Annotated in this window: 12 protein-coding genes and 1 rRNA gene; 6 read left to right on the top strand and 7 right to left on the bottom strand. The window is 44.2% G+C overall.

All coding sequences use genetic code 11. From position 1 onward, the window contains the following. The 5 genes from VNM22_13590 to VNM22_13610 form a co-directional block, all read right to left on the bottom strand. Positions 1 to 142 (bottom strand): 23S ribosomal RNA (locus VNM22_13590); the annotation flags it as partial. A gap of 354 nt (positions 143 to 496) precedes the next feature. Beyond that, positions 497 to 1,117: a DedA family protein gene (locus tag VNM22_13595; protein HWP48193.1), complete on the bottom strand. Its 621-nt coding sequence runs from the start codon at positions 1,115 to 1,117 to the stop codon at positions 497 to 499. A gap of 2 nt (positions 1,118 to 1,119) precedes the next feature. Beyond that, positions 1,120 to 2,466: a sigma-54 dependent transcriptional regulator gene (locus VNM22_13600; GenBank protein HWP48194.1), complete on the bottom strand. Its 1,347-nt coding sequence runs from the start codon at positions 2,464 to 2,466 to the stop codon at positions 1,120 to 1,122. Positions 2,467 to 2,558: 92 nt separating this feature from the next. Next, on the bottom strand, positions 2,559 to 3,623 hold the full coding sequence (locus VNM22_13605; protein HWP48195.1) for an ATP-binding protein: 1,065 nt from the start codon (positions 3,621 to 3,623) through the stop codon (positions 2,559 to 2,561). Between the two features lie 246 nt (positions 3,624 to 3,869). Next, positions 3,870 to 4,865, bottom strand: a complete 996-nt coding sequence (locus VNM22_13610) for a hypothetical protein (GenBank protein ID HWP48196.1) — start codon at positions 4,863 to 4,865, stop codon at positions 3,870 to 3,872. Between the two features lie 535 nt (positions 4,866 to 5,400). Here VNM22_13610 and VNM22_13615 point away from each other — a divergent pair. From VNM22_13615 to VNM22_13635, 5 genes are all read left to right on the top strand, one after another. Then, the gene (locus tag VNM22_13615) at positions 5,401 to 7,197 is read left to right on the top strand and encodes a GspE/PulE family protein (protein ID HWP48197.1); all 1,797 of its coding nucleotides are present in this window, start codon (positions 5,401 to 5,403) and stop codon (positions 7,195 to 7,197) included. A 117-nt stretch (positions 7,198 to 7,314) separates the two neighbouring features. Next, positions 7,315 to 8,100 (top strand): polyprenyl diphosphate synthase, encoded by a 786-nt coding sequence (uppS, locus tag VNM22_13620; protein HWP48198.1) that lies wholly within the window; start codon positions 7,315 to 7,317, stop codon positions 8,098 to 8,100. Positions 8,101 to 8,273: 173 nt separating this feature from the next. Continuing rightward, entirely contained in the window at positions 8,274 to 9,599 is a 1,326-nt protein-coding gene (locus tag VNM22_13625) for a tetratricopeptide repeat protein (GenBank protein ID HWP48199.1), read from the top strand. After that, positions 9,596 to 11,311 carry a DNA polymerase/3'-5' exonuclease PolX gene (gene polX / locus VNM22_13630; GenBank protein ID HWP48200.1) on the top strand — a complete coding sequence of 572 codons (1,716 nt, stop codon included), beginning with the start codon at positions 9,596 to 9,598 and terminating at the stop codon, positions 11,309 to 11,311. The genes VNM22_13625 and polX overlap by 4 nt, the downstream gene beginning before the upstream one ends. Positions 11,312 to 11,361: 50 nt before the next feature. Further along, positions 11,362 to 12,384, top strand: a complete 1,023-nt coding sequence (locus tag VNM22_13635) for a TIGR03617 family F420-dependent LLM class oxidoreductase (GenBank protein ID HWP48201.1) — start codon at positions 11,362 to 11,364, stop codon at positions 12,382 to 12,384. Between the two features lie 90 nt (positions 12,385 to 12,474). Here the strand turns inward: VNM22_13635 and VNM22_13640 are convergent, their stop codons facing one another. After that, a complete protein-coding gene (locus VNM22_13640) occupies positions 12,475 to 14,412 on the bottom strand; it encodes an acetate--CoA ligase (protein ID HWP48202.1) in 1,938 nt (645 codons plus the stop codon). 250 nt (positions 14,413 to 14,662) lie between these two features. Next, a complete protein-coding gene (locus tag VNM22_13645; protein ID HWP48203.1) occupies positions 14,663 to 15,169 on the bottom strand; it encodes a hypothetical protein in 507 nt (168 codons plus the stop codon). Positions 15,170 to 15,882: 713 nt separating this feature from the next. Here VNM22_13645 and VNM22_13650 point away from each other — a divergent pair. Beyond that, on the top strand, positions 15,883 to 16,239 hold the full coding sequence (locus tag VNM22_13650) for a hypothetical protein (protein HWP48204.1): 357 nt from the start codon (positions 15,883 to 15,885) through the stop codon (positions 16,237 to 16,239). Positions 16,240 to 16,247: the final 8 nt, after the last annotated feature.

Consider the following 16,247-nt stretch of genomic DNA (forward strand, 5'->3'; position numbering starts at 1 on the left):
TCATTACTCCGGCAGGTTGCCCCATTCGGGTATCTCTGGATCAAAGCCCGCTTGCGGCTCCCCAGAGCTTTTCGCAGCTTGCCACGCCCTTCTTCGCTTCTTAGCCCCAAGGCATCCACCGCCTGCTCTTAGTAACTTGACTGTACAACTTTAGGCTTCAGATACTCAGTTACTTCTTTACTTAAACTTTTCAAAGAACAAAAAATGAAACACTTATTTCATGAGTTTATAACTACTTCCGTAAACTTAATATAGCATCTGGCTTTAACATTATCAACAGCTTCTTCCACTTTCTTTCCAATCTCGACTTACCCACCGTTCCGGTTTGAAATCCAATAGGTGCCTACCATGTTACTTGCTCTTTTCAAAATTAGCAAGGGGTTTCTTTAACTTTCTTTATAAATTATAGTTGTCCGGGATAAATCTATGATTTGTTTTTTTCTAAGTTTCAAAATCGAAATTCAGGATAATGGACCTGGGAGAATCTAGGCTATTCTTACTCTTTTGGACAGGAAGGCTGGCCTGGACTATACCTTTTTTTTTGTTGATAAAGGAGCCAGAGAAGGCAGATCAGACAGAGAACAAGTATTAAGGTTCGATTCACTCTTCTAAGGGTCAGGACCAGGTGCTCAATGTCGGCTCCCAGATAGTAAACCAGAGTGGTATTAAGGGGGATACTTATCACCGATGCCAGTCCATCCATCAAGAGGAACATTTTTGGTTTCATCCCCATGGTCCCGGCCATAAAAAAAGTTACCGGTCGAATTCCGGCAAAAAATCGGGCCAGAAAAACCGCCTTATCTCCATATTTGTCGAAATACTCCCTGGTTTTCTGGATTTTATCTTTGGTTAAGAAGGTATGCAGAAATTTAATCCCTAAGACCCGATCTCCCCATTTCCGACCCAGCAGATAAATGATTCCATCGCCGGTTAGTGCTCCTATAACCAGGACAACTATGGTCATATAAAGGTTTGTGTACCCTTTATAGGCCAGGAATCCTCCGGCTACAATAACGGTTTCTTCCGGAAGAGGGAGACCCAGACCACAGAGTAATAAAACCACAAAAATACCTGCATAGGTAAACTGTTCAAGGTAGACAGATAGGAGATCTAACATTCTTATAATCCATACTCCAGGGCTTTTCGGTGGACCGTTCTGACCCCAACTCCTAATAATCTCGCTGCCTTAGTTTTATTTCCTTTGGTTTCTTCCAGGGTTTTTTTATAAACCAATCGTTCGATTTCTGCCAGGGGGGTTCCGATCTGAATCACAATACTTTTTTCATTCCGGGACGGTGTTTTTACATAGGCGGGTAAATTTACGGGAAGGATATAGTTTCCATTGGTAGATAACATGGCGGATTCTATACAGTTCTCTAATTCTCTTACATTTCCAGGCCAGTCATAGAGGGACAAAAGATCCAGGGCTTTATGATTAATTCCCTGAATAGCCAGGTCGTGTTTTTTATTAAATTTTTCTATAAAATGGGTTACTAAAAAAGGTATATCTTCTTTCCGCTCCCGGAGCGGAGGTAAATCGATCTTAACCACATTTAGTCGGTAGAAAAGGTCTTCACGAAACTTACCTGCTTTAACAGCCGCCCAGAGGTCTTTGTTAGTTGCTGCAATGACCCGGATATCTACCTTGAGAGTTTTATCGCCACCAACCCGTTCAAACTCTCCTTCTTGTAAAACTCTTAAAAGTTTAACCTGGGTTGTAGGGGACATTTCACTGACCTCATCTAAAAAGATGGTCCCTCCGTGGGCCAATTCAAATCTCCCCTTTCTTTTTGAAACGGCTCCGGTAAAAGCTCCCCTTTCATGTCCAAATAATTCGCTTTCTAAAACACCTTCACTTAAAGCCCCACAATTAACCTTGATAAAAGGCATCGAAGCACGAGGACTGTTGTAATGGATGGCATTGGCAATAAGTTCTTTTCCGGTACCACTTTCTCCGTAAATCAGTACATTACTTCGCCGGGGAGAGACCTGCCGAACGATCTCGAAAACCTTTTTCATAAGGCTACTTCGACCAATAACGTTGGAAAACGTATAGTTGGCCTCTAAGGTTTGCTGTAACTGTCTGTTTCGGAGTGAAAGAACCTGAACCTCTAAAGCTTTCTCAATAAGAATTCCCAACTTCCGCAGATCCAGAGGTTTTGTAAGAAAATCATAGGCTCCTTCTTTCATGGCCTGAACGGCCAGTTCGATATCTCCAAAAGCCGTCATCATAATGAATTGGATATCCGGCTTTTCTTTTTTAATCTCCCGAATCAGATCCAGACCATATAATTTAGAAAGAAGTAGATCTGTTAATAAAAGATTAACGTCTTCCTTTTTAGCTATTTCCAGGGCACTCAGCCCATCATAGACCACAATGACTTCGTAGTCTTTCTTTTTCAAATATTGACCCAACCCATCAGCTACATTGACGTCATCTTCGGCAATTAAAATGGTTTTTTTCAAGGCTCTCCCTCCCTTTAATTTTATGGCTTTATAGATGGTAACAATCTGAGTCGTTCATCCTCTGTAAAAACGACTCCAGTTGCTACTACCGGCTATTTTTCTGAACTGATGGGAAGTTTGATGATAAAAGTTGTTCCTTTACCTTTCTCGCTAACAACCTCAATTTTGCCGTTATGACTTCGGACGATTTTTTGAGCAATCGGCAAACCCAAACCCGAACCTTGTTCTTTAGTCGTATATAAAAAATCAAAAATCTTTTCTAAATCTTCTTTAGGAATTCCACATCCGGTATCTGAAACTTCCACCTCAATATACTTTTCAACCCTTCGGGTCAGGATTTTCAAGTTTCCCCCTTCCGGCATGGCCTGGATGGCATTTCGAATCAGATTGAGCAGGACAAGCCTGAACTGATCTTCATCCAGCTCTATGAGAGGAAGTCCTTCCTCCAGTTCTGTTTGGATAATTACCTTAGACAAACGGGCTACCGGATATTGAAAATCCACTACCGATTTAATAACCTGGTTAATCTGAAGGGAAACTTTCTCAGGAGGAGGAAGCCGACCCGAGTTTAAAAAACTACTTAAATTTCGATCTAATCTCAGAATTTCTTCTTGTAAGGTCGCAATCAGATGATCTACTTCGGGGGATCTGTTTTTAATCTCTTCTATCTCGCTTTTCAGAAGCTCAAAATGGACATTCATAGAGGTCAAAGGATTACGGATCTCATGGGCTACCCAGTTGGCCAGACTGCTTACGGTGAACAACCGACTCTGGTGAACTATTTTTTCAATAAGCATGATTTTTTGGGTCACGTCGGTGATCAGCAACAAAGCTCCGCGATAGTGTCGGTCTTCCTCACTAAAAATAGGTATGATATTGATATTTAAGATTCGCTCCTGCGGTTCGGTCAGGATAACTTCTACATTGCTTAAAACCACACGTTCTTTGAGGGCTTTAGAGAATAACGCCAGTAAGTTGGCCTGGGGGATAATTTCATCAATTTTACGATTCCTGGCTTCCTTGCCACGAATGCTAAATAACTGTTCAACATTGGAATTGAAAACCCTGACCCGATTATTCTCATCGACCAGAATCAATCCATCTCCTAAATTCTCGGATTTATCCGAAAGGGCCGCTTTAATAGCTCGTATATCCATGGATTCGCTTAAGTAAAGATTCCCGTTGAGTCTCCTGATTCAGGTTTTCCTAAGAGGAAATTTAAGTTCTGTGTCCTTGTTTTCTAACTGATAGAGTAGACAAGGTTCTTAAGTTAGTCAAGGTTTTTTGAACAGTTGGATTAATTTTTCCTAATGGATCTCAGTTTCAGAATGGAACACTAAAAAAATAAGGCCGCCTCTTCAAGGCGGCCTGGCGAGTTCTCCCGAAGCCTTTATGTGGGTCGTTTAGAGTTCCTGTCTCTGCTGATTTCGGAGTCTTGCTTTAACCGGATATGAAAAACCTGAATTTATTTCAGGTTGTCCAGACTGGATGATATTTTCAGCCTGTTGAATAAGGATCACACGATCCATAATGATCATCAGGTTCTCGGTAGAACTTTCCGAGTAAGAAAGAATCTCTGAAAGATAGCCCGGAATCAGTTCTTCCTTATAGTATTCTGGATATCGGGCATTGTCCTTTTCATATCTCTGGCCATTCCATACATAGATATCCGTCCAGTAAGCCCATTGGGAATGAGATCCAGAAGTTCCACCCACCGAATCTACCAAAAGTTCGAAAATTCCATCCTGGTTAAAATCCCGAAGGCGTACCCATTGGTTAAATACCTCGGTTTGAAGGTGATCCCCGGAAAACCAGAAGATCTCGCGAATATCCTGATAACTACTGGCTCCTGAGGAACATCCTAAAATGAGATCAGGACGTTGATCCTGGTTGAGATCCCGAATATCTACGACATAGTAAAAATCCCCTGTTATTTCGGAGACTGCAATGGGTTGGTAGTAATCGAAAAATTTTTTAAGGATCGTCGCCCGATAATAATTTCCTGATATAACTCTGGGGACCAGGAGAATCTCTTCCTGGAGATCTCCATCAAAATCTATTCCAAAGATTTGTAAAGATTGCTCAAGATTAACAGGGTTTCCATCAAAATCTTTCATCTTTGTAACGGAAACAAACCCGCTCTGAGAAGGATCTTTAAAATCATCTTGCCAGATCACCAATTCAGAAAGTGGGATAGATTCTTGAGCTTCTTGGAAAGATTTTTCATAATCTGTTCCTTCGTTAAAGGCATATTCCCTGAAATCAATCTTTTGGGAATGGGCAGATTTTTTTATAGATTTTATGGACAACCCAGGAATAAAGCTCCTGGCCTCAGCACTCTCTCCCAATGATAAGAGATAAAACAACCCTACCAGGTACATCACGAACCCTCGTCTCATCAATAAGTTTTTCTCCCTTAACATAGTAGATCTTTCCTCTTCATCTTTTAAGATACCTTAACTCTTTTAACTTTTCCGCTCTTTCTTTTATCTATTGCGTATTTCATACCATCTCAAAAGTTCCATTTTAGATCTGTTTTTCCCCCTCCTTTTGTTGATCTGAAGTCGAGATTTTTAGCCTTTTCGCCTTCAATCAGGAAAATATTTACCAGCTGGAATATAGCTTTTTCCCGGAAATATTTTATAAACCCTGCCAATCTGGCAGGATTTGAAAAGATTTCCCTTAAATCATGCTTATTTTGACAGGCCTCATCTTTGCAATGGAGTTCAACAGGATCATTTTGACCTGGAGCTTCTTCCTATTTTTAAAGGCTTTTTTATTGACAGTCTCTGTGGAGTTGAATAGATTCTTAGTAAAATTTGTGGAGCTTAGGCGGGCAGATGCCTGTAGGGGAACGTGGGTATACAAGGGTGCGGTGAGTTTTTCAATGGGACTGCGTCTGCGTGTTCCCATGTTTCTCTGTCTCTAATAACCATGTCCCCCCGTTTAACAACGGATCTCGTTTGTGAAGTTTTATGTAAAGAGGGTTTACTGACCGATAAACAAAGGGATTTTATAAAATCACGGGAATCCGACTATACCCGAACCCTCCAGAGTAAATTAGCTAAAGAAGGGGAGAACGGTCAGGGAACTCCTCCCCATATTGTAGATGTTATTGCGTTCATGCAGTTGAAAATGGCATCGGATCAGACGAAGCTGATCACCGAAGAAGTTATTATGCGTTGCATGGCGAAATATTGGGGATTACCCTTTCTTAAGATCGATCCCCTTAAATTAGATTTAGATGTTGTTACTTCCTATATACCCGAACCCTTTGCCCGCCGGCATAATATACTCCCCATTGTCGTCACTCCCGATGAAACGGTCTTGACCATTGCCACCATAGATCCCTGGGATGTAGAAACTCTGGAAAATATTCAGCGGGTCAGTGGTATGAAACTGGAATTGGTGATCAGTACCCGGAGTGACATTCATAAAATCATCAAGGAATTCTTTGGATTTAAACTCTCTGTAAAGGCAGCAGAAGGGGAATTGGGACATCGGATTGATATTTCAAATCTGGAGCAATACACGGAGGTGGGGACCCAGTTAACCGAGCGCCACATTATTAATGCCGTTAATTTACTGTTTAATTATGCCTTTGAACAACGGGCAAGCGATATTCACATTGAACCCAAAAGAAAATATAGTCAAATCCGGTTGAGAATTGATGGGATTTTACATAATGTACATCAGATGCCCAAAGCCGTTCATGCGGCCTTTGTATCCCGAATTAAAACTTTATCTCGTATGGATATAGCCGAAAAGCGCCGCCCCCAAGATGGGCGAATTAAGACCAAATATAAGGACAAGCACATGGAACTCCGGGTTTCTACTTTGCCGGTTGCTTTTGACGAAAAGGTCGTTATTCGAATTCTGGACCCGGATATGTTGATTCAGAAAATTGAGCATCTTGGATTTCCACCCGAGGATGTAGATCAGTATCTTTCCTTTCTGGATTGTCCCCATGGAATTATACTTCTTACCGGACCTACCGGAAGTGGTAAGACCACAACCCTGTATTCCAGCCTGGCCAAATTATCCTCTCCAGAGATCAACATTGTAACCATTGAAGATCCTATTGAAATGATCTATGAAGAATTTAATCAGGTGGCCGTCCAGCCCGGTGTAGGAATTACCTTTGATTCCTGTCTGCGGAATATTTTGCGTCAAGACCCGGATGTTATCATGGTAGGAGAAATTAGAGACCGTGAAACGGCTGAGAATGCCATTCATGCAGCTTTAACCGGACATCTGGTGTTTAGTACCCTTCATACCAACGATGCTCCTTCGGCTATAACCCGCCTCATGGATATGGGGATTGAACCTTTTCTCATCGAGTCCTCCCTGATAGGGGTTGTAGCTCAACGTCTGGTTCGTCGAATCTGCCCTTACTGTGAAAAAGCTTACTTAGCCGATGCAAAAGAAATCACACTCTTAAATTCGGCGATTCCTATAAAGATGTTTCATCATAAGCCTTTACAACTCAAGCGAGGTATGGGATGTACCTCTTGCCGAGGAACCGGTTATTTAGGCAGAGTCGGGATTTTTGAAATTATGGCGATTAATGAAAAAATTCGAGAACTGATTAGGGTCCGTGCCGGTTCAGAGGATATTAAAAAATTGGCGATTCAAAACGGAATGAAAACCCTAAGGCAAAGTGCTTTTCAGAAGATGCTGGAAGGTATTACGACTCTGGAAGAGGTTATTCGCGTAACAGGAACTCCGTAATACTGGGGATGGTAGACTGTGGACCGTAAACGATAAGCAAGAAGCAGGGGATCCCCCCTCTTGCTACGACGGACGATCCACGGTCTGCTATCCATTGCCCACGGTTTTTAATTGGACATGTTGCAAGGATTCACACCCCTTCTTTATCATTTGTATGAAAAAAAACTCCTCTCAGAAGTTAAGAAGGATCGACGACCCTATCATGTAGGACTTATTTTAGATGGAAATCGTCGATACGCCCGGGAAAAAAAATTAGAAAACCTGTCGGAAGGATACAAAAAGGGGGCTGATAAACTAGACGAGGTTTTATGCTGGTGCGAAGAACTGAATATTAAGATGCTTACCATCTGGGTTTTATCGACCGAGAATTTATTTCGTGAAGCAGAGCAATTAACCCAGCTACTCCAGGTTATCGAAAATAAAATTCTCTCCATTGCCCAGAGCCCCTGGACCCACCGAAAACAGGTTCGAGTACGGGCCGTCGGAAAAATGGAGCTCCTTCCCGAGTCTACCCGACAGGCCATTGCTTATGCCGAAGAGGTAACCCGGAATTATCGATCTTTCTTTCTTAATATTGCCGTTGGATATGGAGGAAGACAAGAAATTGTAGATGCCATCAAAAAGCTTCTGGAAGCTCGCCTGGTACAAGACGAATCCCTTGAAACCATTGTAAACAGCCTTACACCCGATGAAATCAGTAAGTATCTGTACACCTATGACTTACCAGATCCCGATTTGATTATTCGGACCAGTGGGGAGATTCGATTAAGTGGATTTCTACTCTGGCAAAGTGCTTATAGCGAGTTCTACTTCTGTGATGTAAACTGGCCGGCTTTTAGAAAAATCGATTTTCTAAGGGCCATTCGAAGTTATCAACAACGACAGAGGAGATTCGGGATGTGAAAAAGGTCAGGAGAAGAAGTTCCTCAAGTTTGGGAGTTTTTAAACGAGACGATTATACCCGGGTTTTAAAAGAATTTCGTAGTATTAGGGATCTTTAAAAAGATTAATTAAATTTAACGCAAATAAACACCGACTCAGTTTCTGTTTATCGGTGTTTATCGGCGGTTAGAAGGATGAAAAAATTCATCTTCCTTTTGTCTTTGCTCCTCTTTCTCACAGCCTGTCCTGCACCCCAGGCACCTCCCCCCGGTAAACTACCTCCCACCCAAAGAATTCCCGCCACAGCCGAAGAGGCTTACTATAAAGGACTTGAGAATCTCAACCGGGGAAATTTTGAATCGGCCATCCAATTTTTTAATCTGACCATCCAGAAAAATCCAAAATACGCCAGGGCTTTTCAAGGCTTAGGGGATGCTTATGCCGCTCAAGAGAAATACGAACTGGCCGAGAAGAATTACTTAGAAGCTCTGGAGTTGGATCCCAGGTCCCTTCCAACCCTCTTAGGTTTGGGTTCTGTTCAGGTTAAACAAGGAAACCGTCAGAAAGCTTTGGAAACTTATCGAAAAGCCCTGGAGATCAGTCCGCAGAATCCGGTTGTTCTCAATAGATTGAAGGCACTTCAATCCACCGATTTTGATGTCCACTTTCAGAAAGGACTTGAGCTTAAGCAACAGGGTCGGTTGGATGCCGCCCTGGAAGAATTTCAAGCCGCTCAACGCTCTTCTCCTCAACAAGTAGGACCCCTGGTCGAAATAGGTTATATTTTTTTGGAAAAGCAAGATTACGAGGAAGCTGAGAAGTATTTTCAAAGAGCTTTGGCTATGAATCCCGACTTTGTTTTTGCCCTCTTAGGCGCAGGTAGGGTCCGGTTGGCTAAAGGAGACCGGGAAAAGGCCCGGGAATATTTTGAGAAAGTTTTAGGTCTTGATCCGGAAAATAAACAAGCCCAGGAATTCATGGAGAAACTAAGGGAATCTGCTTCGACGGCCAAACCTGTTCCCAAGGAATATCAAGATATTGCCGCCCGCCAGGCTATTACCCGCAGCGATCTTGCCGTTCTGATCTTGATCGGACTGGATCTGGAAGAAAAAATCAAGGCCTCTCCGGAACTCGCCTCTGCCTATCGGGTTCAACCCATATCCGATATTGCAGGCCATCCGACCAAATCGTATATTGTTAAAGTTACCGCCTATGGTCTTATGGAAGTTTTCCCGGATCATACCTTTCAACCCGATGAAGTGGTCACCCGAGGCGAGTTGGCTGCTACCATAGACCGGATTTTTAAGGCTTTTTCAAAACCCTTGACCGTGGTTCCTGCACCCACCCACGAGACTCCCTTTAAAGATGTTTTGCCGGAAAATATTTACTATCAGGCGGTGGTCAGTGTCTCCCAAGCAGGAATCATGAATGGGGCCTCGGATTCAGAATTCGGTCTGGATAAACCAGTTTCCGGGAGCGAAGCTATGGAAATCATAGCCAAAGTGAAGGAAATGCTATGACGAACCAGGAAATCGTTTCCATTTTAAACTTTATCGCAACAGCCCTCGAATTCCAGGGTGAAAATCCATTCAAAATCAAAGCCTATCAAAAGGCAGCCCGAAGTATTGAAGCTTTAACGACAGATGTGGCCTCTTTAGTGGAAAGGGGTGAACTCAGACAAATTGAGGGGATTGGAGAAGCCATCGAAAAGAAGATAACGGAATTGGTCAAGACAGGACGTCTGGAGTACTATGAAAAGTTAAAAGCCTCTATTCCGGAGGGGTTATTTGAACTTCTTAAAATTCCCCACTTAGGGCCTAAGAAACTAAAAATCCTCCATGAAAAACTCGGAATTACCACCCTGGGGGAATTGGAATATGCCTGCCATGAAAATAGACTCTTAGAGCTACCCGGGTTCGGTAAAAAAACACAACAGGCTATCCTGGAGGGTATTCAATTTGTTAAAAGTACCTGGGATCAGTTTCGTTTAGGGGAAGCTTTACCCACGGCCCTGGAACTTAAAAAACTTCTAAAGGATCGGGCTCCTGTAACCCAGATCAGTTTAACCGGAGGAATCCGCCGTTGGAAGGAAGTCATCAAAGATATTGATTTAGTTGTCAGCAGTTCAGAACCTGAAAGGGTTTTAGAAATTTTTATTCAATTCCCCCAGATAGGTCAGATTCTTTCTAGAGAACCCGGTCGATGCGTTGCCCGACTGGCCAACGGAATTCCTGTCGATTTAAACCTCGTCGATGAAGAGATTTATCCCTATTTTCTCTTTTATTCCACCGGTAGCAAGGATTTTCTAAAAGCCGTCCAGGACCTGGTCGCTAAAAAGGGTCTGATCTTGAACGATCGGGGACTATTTAAGGAAGGGCAAAAACTAATTTGTCAAAGCGAGGAAGAAATCTTCTGGCACTTGGACCTGCCTTACATCCCGCCTGAATTAAGGGAAAATACCGGAGAGCTTGTTGCAGCCAGAGAAGGCCAGCTACCTTCTCTGATAGAAGAAAAGGATATCCGGGGCCTCCTCCATGTCCATACCCATTGGAGCGATGGTATTGCCTCTATCCAAGAAATGGCTGAAGCAGCCCAGGAGTACGGTTATGAATATATCGGGATCTCGGATCACAGCAAAGCCGCCTTTTATGCCCATGGTCTTGATAAAGAAAGACTACTCAAACAATGGGAAGAAATCGACCGGGTCAATGAGGAACTCCAGGGAATCCAGGTTTTGAAGGGGATGGAAGTAGATATCCTGGCAGATGGAACCTTAGATCTGGAAGAGGCATTGCTGGCCCGATTAGACTTTGTGGTTGCGTCGGTTCACAGTCGCTTTAAAATGAACCGGGAGGAAATGACCCGACGGATTCTGAAAGCCATGGAAAATCCCTACGTAACCATCCTGGGTCATCCAACCGGAAGGCTTATTCTAAGTCGGGAGCCTTATCAAGTCGATATGGAGGCTCTGCTGGAAGGGGCTCGAAGAAATGGCGTGGCTATGGAACTCAATGCACACCCCCATCGTTTGGATCTTTACTGGCTCCATCTTAAAATGGCCATGGAAAAAGGGGTCAAAATCTCCATTAACCCAGACGCACATCAGGTGGAAGGCCTGAGCCATATGGTATATGGCATCGGTACCGCTCGAAGGGGTTGGGTTCCTAAAGAAGCAGTTTTGAATACATTTCCCTGGGAAGAATTTAAAAAGAAACTTAAAGGTACGACATAATAAGCTGTGGATTCATGATTTTTTATGAAAAATAAAAAAGGAGTTCTCTTATGAAACTAGATGCCAATACCATGTCCCTCGACTTACAAGATATTCCTGCTCAGGTAAAAGCCATTGAGCAGATGGGTTTTGATGCCGTATGGACGGCTGAGACCCAACACGATGCCTTTTTACCCCTGGTGCTGGCAGCAGAGCATACCCGGAACATCCAGATCGGTACGGCCATAGCCGTTGCTTTTGCTCGTAGCCCTGGAAATTTAGCTTATATAGCCTGGGATTTAGCAAAATATTCCAGGGGACGTTTTATTCTCGGCTTAGGGAGTCAGGTCAAGGCCCATAATACCCGCCGCTTCGGTGCAACATGGGAAAAACCTGCGGCTAAGATGCGGGAGATTGTTTTAGCCATTCGGGCCTTATGGGAGTGCTGGCAGAATAGAACCCCATTGAATTTTAGAGGTGAGTTTTTCAATCTGAACCTGATGACTCCCTTTTTCGATCCAGGACCCCATGAGTATCCCAGAATCCCTATTTATATTGCCGGGGTAAATCCTCTCATGTGTCAGGTTGCTGGCGAGGTTTGCGATGGACTCCATGCCCATCCTCTGACCTCTGCGGATTATCTGCGTGAAGTGATTTTACCCAATGTTATGAAGGGCCTGGAAAAGTCTGGACGAACCCGGGAAGATATGACCATCTGTTTAAGTTTCTTCGCCATTCCTACCGACGACCCTGATCGATCGGCCATTGAACAGATGGTTCGCCAGCAGATCGGTTTTTATGCTTCAACTCCGGCTTATAAAGGGGTCATGGAACTCCATGACTGGCAGGATGCACAGGCCCGATTAAGTAAACTCGCTCGCGAAGGGCGCTGGAAGGAAATTCCAGAGGCTATCACCGATGAAATGCTCCATGCGTTTGCAGTTATCGGTCCATGGACCGAGTTACCCACCCTCATTAAGAGGCGATACGGCGGTTTGGTCGATCGTGGGCGGTTTTATTTTCCCTTTATTCCAGGTGAAAAAGATCCTATCTGGCGTCAGGTTATCCAATCCTTTAAGAATAATACCCGTTAAAGGGAAGTCGTGTGTGGAAGTATGGGAGTATGGGGGTATAGCAGTATATACCTCCATACTTCCATACTCCCATACTCCCATACTTTCTACCTACGAAGAGATTACCTCTTCACCGGGTATCCCTGTTATCTCGGCCTTCATCTGTTGCCAGGCCTGACGGGCTTCTCCGACTGAACCCTCATCTTCGATAGTTGTGATATCTCCCGGCTCCTTATCCAGGACCACTGCCTTGAGCACCCGGCGCATAATTTTGCCGCTACGGGTTTTGGGTAGCATGTTAACAAAATTGAGATCCCCTACAACGGCAACCGGACCCAATTCCCTTCGGATGGTTTCTAAAACCTCCTGGCGGAGTTGGGGGGAAGGTTCATAGCCGTGCTTAAGGACTACAAAGGCTGAGATGACTTCTCCACGAACCGGATCCGGTCGACCGGTTACACCGGCTTCGGTGACGGCAGGGTGCTTCAGAATCGCACTTTCAACCTCAATGGTACCTATGCGATGGGCGGCGATCTTGATCACTTCGTCGGCCCGTCCGGCAAACCAGACATAACCATCTTCGTCGAGATGAGCCGAATCCCCGGTAAAGTAAACATTTTTATTCGGTATCCGTTTCCAATAATCTCGACCGTAGCGCTCGGGCTCTCCCCAGAGGGCCGGAGTTAAACTCGGGAAAGGTCGTTGAATAACCAGAATACCTTTTTCCCCGGGAGCACATAGCTCCCCCTCCGGGGTCATGACGGCTATTTCCATTCCGGGTAATGGAATGCCTGCCGATCCGGGTTTGATGGGAACCAGGGTAAGCCCATAGGGATTACCGATGACCGGTCCGCCGGTTTCTGTCTGCCACCAGTGATCTATGACCGGGATTCGGTCGTTGAGGACTTGTTTTTGTAGCCATTCCCAGGCCGGAGCGTTCAATACCTCACCGGCACAAAATATACGTTCCAGGGAGGAAAGATCGGATTTACGAGAGGGGCCTTCGCCATAGCGCATCAAAAGCCGAACGGCGGTGGGGGAAGTGAAAATACCGGTTACTCCAAATTCCTCTATGATCTGCCAGGGTGTTTCCGGACCCGGATGATCCAAAGCCCCTTCATAAGCCAGGGTGGTGCAACCGATCAACAGAGGCGCATATACAATATAGCTATGGCCAACAACCCAGCCAATATCCGAGGTAGACCACCACACATCGGTGGGTCTCATATTAAAACACCAGCGGCCCATGCTGTAAATACCTACCGAATAGCCTCCATGGGTATGGACGGCCAGTTTCGGCTTTGCCGTAGTCCCCGAAGTAGCCAGGATATAAGCCGGTTCATTGGCCTCCATGGAAATATACCCTCCCGATTGATCGGCAGCCCGTGCCAGAAACTCTGACCAAAAAATATCACGTCCGGGGGTCATGGGGATATCGTCTCGGGTTCGATGCAGAACGATGACCTGCGTAACACTATGACCGGCCGTTTCGAGGGCCGAGTCTACAATCTCCTTAAGGTGAACATCCTTTCCCTTACGGAAGGTAACATCCGCCGTAAAAACCAACCGTGAACCACTGGCTTGAATACGATCTATCAAGGCTCCGGCCCCAAAACCCGCAAAAACCACAGAGTGAATGGCACCGATTCGGACTGTGGCCAACATAAGCATAACCGCTTCGGGACAGAGGGGCATGTAAATGGTAATGCGATCCCCCTTCTGAATCCCCATGCCCCTGAGGGCCGCGGCGATACGTTCGACTTCATGGCGGAGTTGGGCGTAGGTAAAAAGACGACGCTCCCCCCGCTCGTTGATATAAATCAGGGCCGTGTGTCCCCCCCAACCCCGGTTGATATGGTAATCTAAACAATTGTAAGCTAAATTGGTCTGGGCACCCAAGAACCAGCGAAAGGTAGGAAAATTCCACTCAAAGACCCGGTCCCACTTGCGAAACCAGGGTAGTTGCTCAGCTGCCCGGGCCCAGAATCCTTCAGGATCTAACGTTGCCTCCCGACGCCAGCGTTGAGCGATTGGATTAATCAGCTCCATGACTATACCTCCTTAAGGTAAGGTTATGAAAAAATTTAATTGAAATCTTTCAAGCGGTGAAAAGGACCGGATTATTAAATATAAGAATCGGGAAGGTAAGTCAACAACTTTCTCGCAAGATAGGATAGATGAAAAATCAGAGCACGCATCAATACGTTACGTCATGTAGGGCGAAATATGGTTTCGCCCTACGACTCCAGGAACTACCCGGCCATCCGGCATTTGGAAATTCCTTCAAAATACCTCCGGATTAGCGATTCTGCTCCGTTCCGGTTTCTGTTCCCGTAGAAGATTCCTCTTTTTTAGGTTCTCCTCCTTTCATACTTTCTCCTTCCTTCGCTTTCATTCTCTTAGCCTGAAGAATCCTCACCGAAGTGGCAACTTTTTGGCCACCTTCCTCCCGGTACCATACCATGACGTGCTCACCAGATTTAATATCTGCCGTGGTTTTTACCTCTCTACCTCCCCGAATCTTGGTCTTATCATTAACAACTACAGATATCTCCTCCGGAGTCGTACTGGATGTCCCTTTTTCTAAAGTCAGTTTAAGGGTATTATCCGTCATTTCTTTAACCATTCCGTAAACTCGAGTCCCGGGAGCTCTTCGAGATTTGGAAGGGGCTTTTTTCTCAGAAGTCGAAGGTTTTGTTTCTGAAGTTGAAGGTTGGGACATACCCGGTTGCTCTTCTGCAGCATAGCTGATTCCTACAGAAAGGAAGGTTAACACTAAAATAAGGGTCAATAATTTTTTAACCATGGGCTCCTCCTTTTCATTTAAACAAAAAATCACCCTTTCAGGAGATTTTTCTTTATTTGAAAAATAGAATTGAGCTGTTCTAAAATAAAATAGGCTTCCTTCCAAATAGATACTAGTTAATTTTATTGCTAATTTTTTAATACAGACTAAAAGTTGGAGGATTAAAATCAAGCTTTTACAAGGGTCTTAGAAATTAGAAAGTAGAAGAATAGAAACCATCCCAGCCAATGTGGCAGGGTTTTATAAAAGACTTTTAAATACCCGGTCAATGTGACCGAATTTCAATGACTCCCTAAAGGTAGCTACGTCATCCCGACAGGATTAAAGTCTTAACTTTCCCTCTGTAGAGCCAGGGTATTAAGTTAGACAGATTCGGAGAGACGCGGGCCTTGCGCTTATTCTCTAACTGTCAGAACCTGTCCTGAATCCCTGGATAAAACCCAGGACAGGCCTGTCGAAAAGGGCCTTATAAAACAGGGTACCCTTACAGGGTTTTAAGGATTTTTAGGACTTTGTGGCTGTCAACAAGCTGTTCTTACGGGATTTTAACCCTTAATATCTTATTGCCCGGTAGCGGAGTGAATAGCCTTTGTAATAAGTTAAATAAAGCTACCGTAGAGTTATTTTATTAGAAAAATCATCTGGAAAGAAAAAGTAATTTCAGGTGAGAACATACGTTGCATATGTTTGTCATATTCTATAAAGATGGATCTATGAACAGAAATCTAAACAAAAAGAAGGTATTGGAAGGAGGGATCATTGCTTTTCTCGGATGGTTACTTTCTCCCCTTTCCTGGTGGAACGATGCCTTTGTAAATATCCCTATTGCCTGGTTCGTTGCCAGTATCGTGAAAGTATTCTTCCCAACGATGTTTTTACCGGCTTTTCTGGTGGCCTACTGGGCCACAAATTTCTTAGGTCTGTGGTTAATGTATTACGGTACGAAGCGGGCACAGTCGAAGAGACTCTCTTCTAAAGAAATCTGGACCTCTTTGATCTGTTCCATTTTATATATGCTCATTATTATCCTTCTCATTAAGCTAGATATCCTTAGACCCATTCCTTTGTAAGGGGTTTT

The sequence above is a fragment of the Candidatus Limnocylindrales bacterium genome, from assembly GCA_035559535.1.
Lineage (GTDB): Bacteria > Moduliflexota > Moduliflexia > Moduliflexales > JAUQPW01 > JAUQPW01.

What these genes read in the sequence shown, in the direction of transcription:
- VNM22_13610 (HWP48196.1), bottom strand. Translation starts at nt 4,865, where the DNA reads ATGAGACGAGGGTTCGTGATGTACCTGGTAGGGTTGTTTTATCTCTTA.
- VNM22_13650 (HWP48204.1), top strand. Translation starts at nt 15,883, where the DNA reads ATGAACAGAAATCTAAACAAAAAGAAGGTATTGGAAGGAGGGATCATT.
- VNM22_13635 (HWP48201.1), top strand. Translation starts at nt 11,362, where the DNA reads ATGAAACTAGATGCCAATACCATGTCCCTCGACTTACAAGATATTCCT.
- VNM22_13645 (HWP48203.1), bottom strand. Translation starts at nt 15,169, where the DNA reads ATGGTTAAAAAATTATTGACCCTTATTTTAGTGTTAACCTTCCTTTCT.
- VNM22_13595 (HWP48193.1), bottom strand. Translation starts at nt 1,117, where the DNA reads ATGTTAGATCTCCTATCTGTCTACCTTGAACAGTTTACCTATGCAGGT.
- uppS (HWP48198.1), top strand. Translation starts at nt 7,315, where the DNA reads ATGTTGCAAGGATTCACACCCCTTCTTTATCATTTGTATGAAAAAAAA.
- VNM22_13640 (HWP48202.1), bottom strand. Translation starts at nt 14,412, where the DNA reads ATGGAGCTGATTAATCCAATCGCTCAACGCTGGCGTCGGGAGGCAACG.
- VNM22_13625 (HWP48199.1), top strand. Translation starts at nt 8,274, where the DNA reads ATGAAAAAATTCATCTTCCTTTTGTCTTTGCTCCTCTTTCTCACAGCC.
- VNM22_13615 (HWP48197.1), top strand. Translation starts at nt 5,401, where the DNA reads ATGTCCCCCCGTTTAACAACGGATCTCGTTTGTGAAGTTTTATGTAAA.
- polX (HWP48200.1), top strand. Translation starts at nt 9,596, where the DNA reads ATGACGAACCAGGAAATCGTTTCCATTTTAAACTTTATCGCAACAGCC.
- VNM22_13605 (HWP48195.1), bottom strand. Translation starts at nt 3,623, where the DNA reads ATGGATATACGAGCTATTAAAGCGGCCCTTTCGGATAAATCCGAGAAT.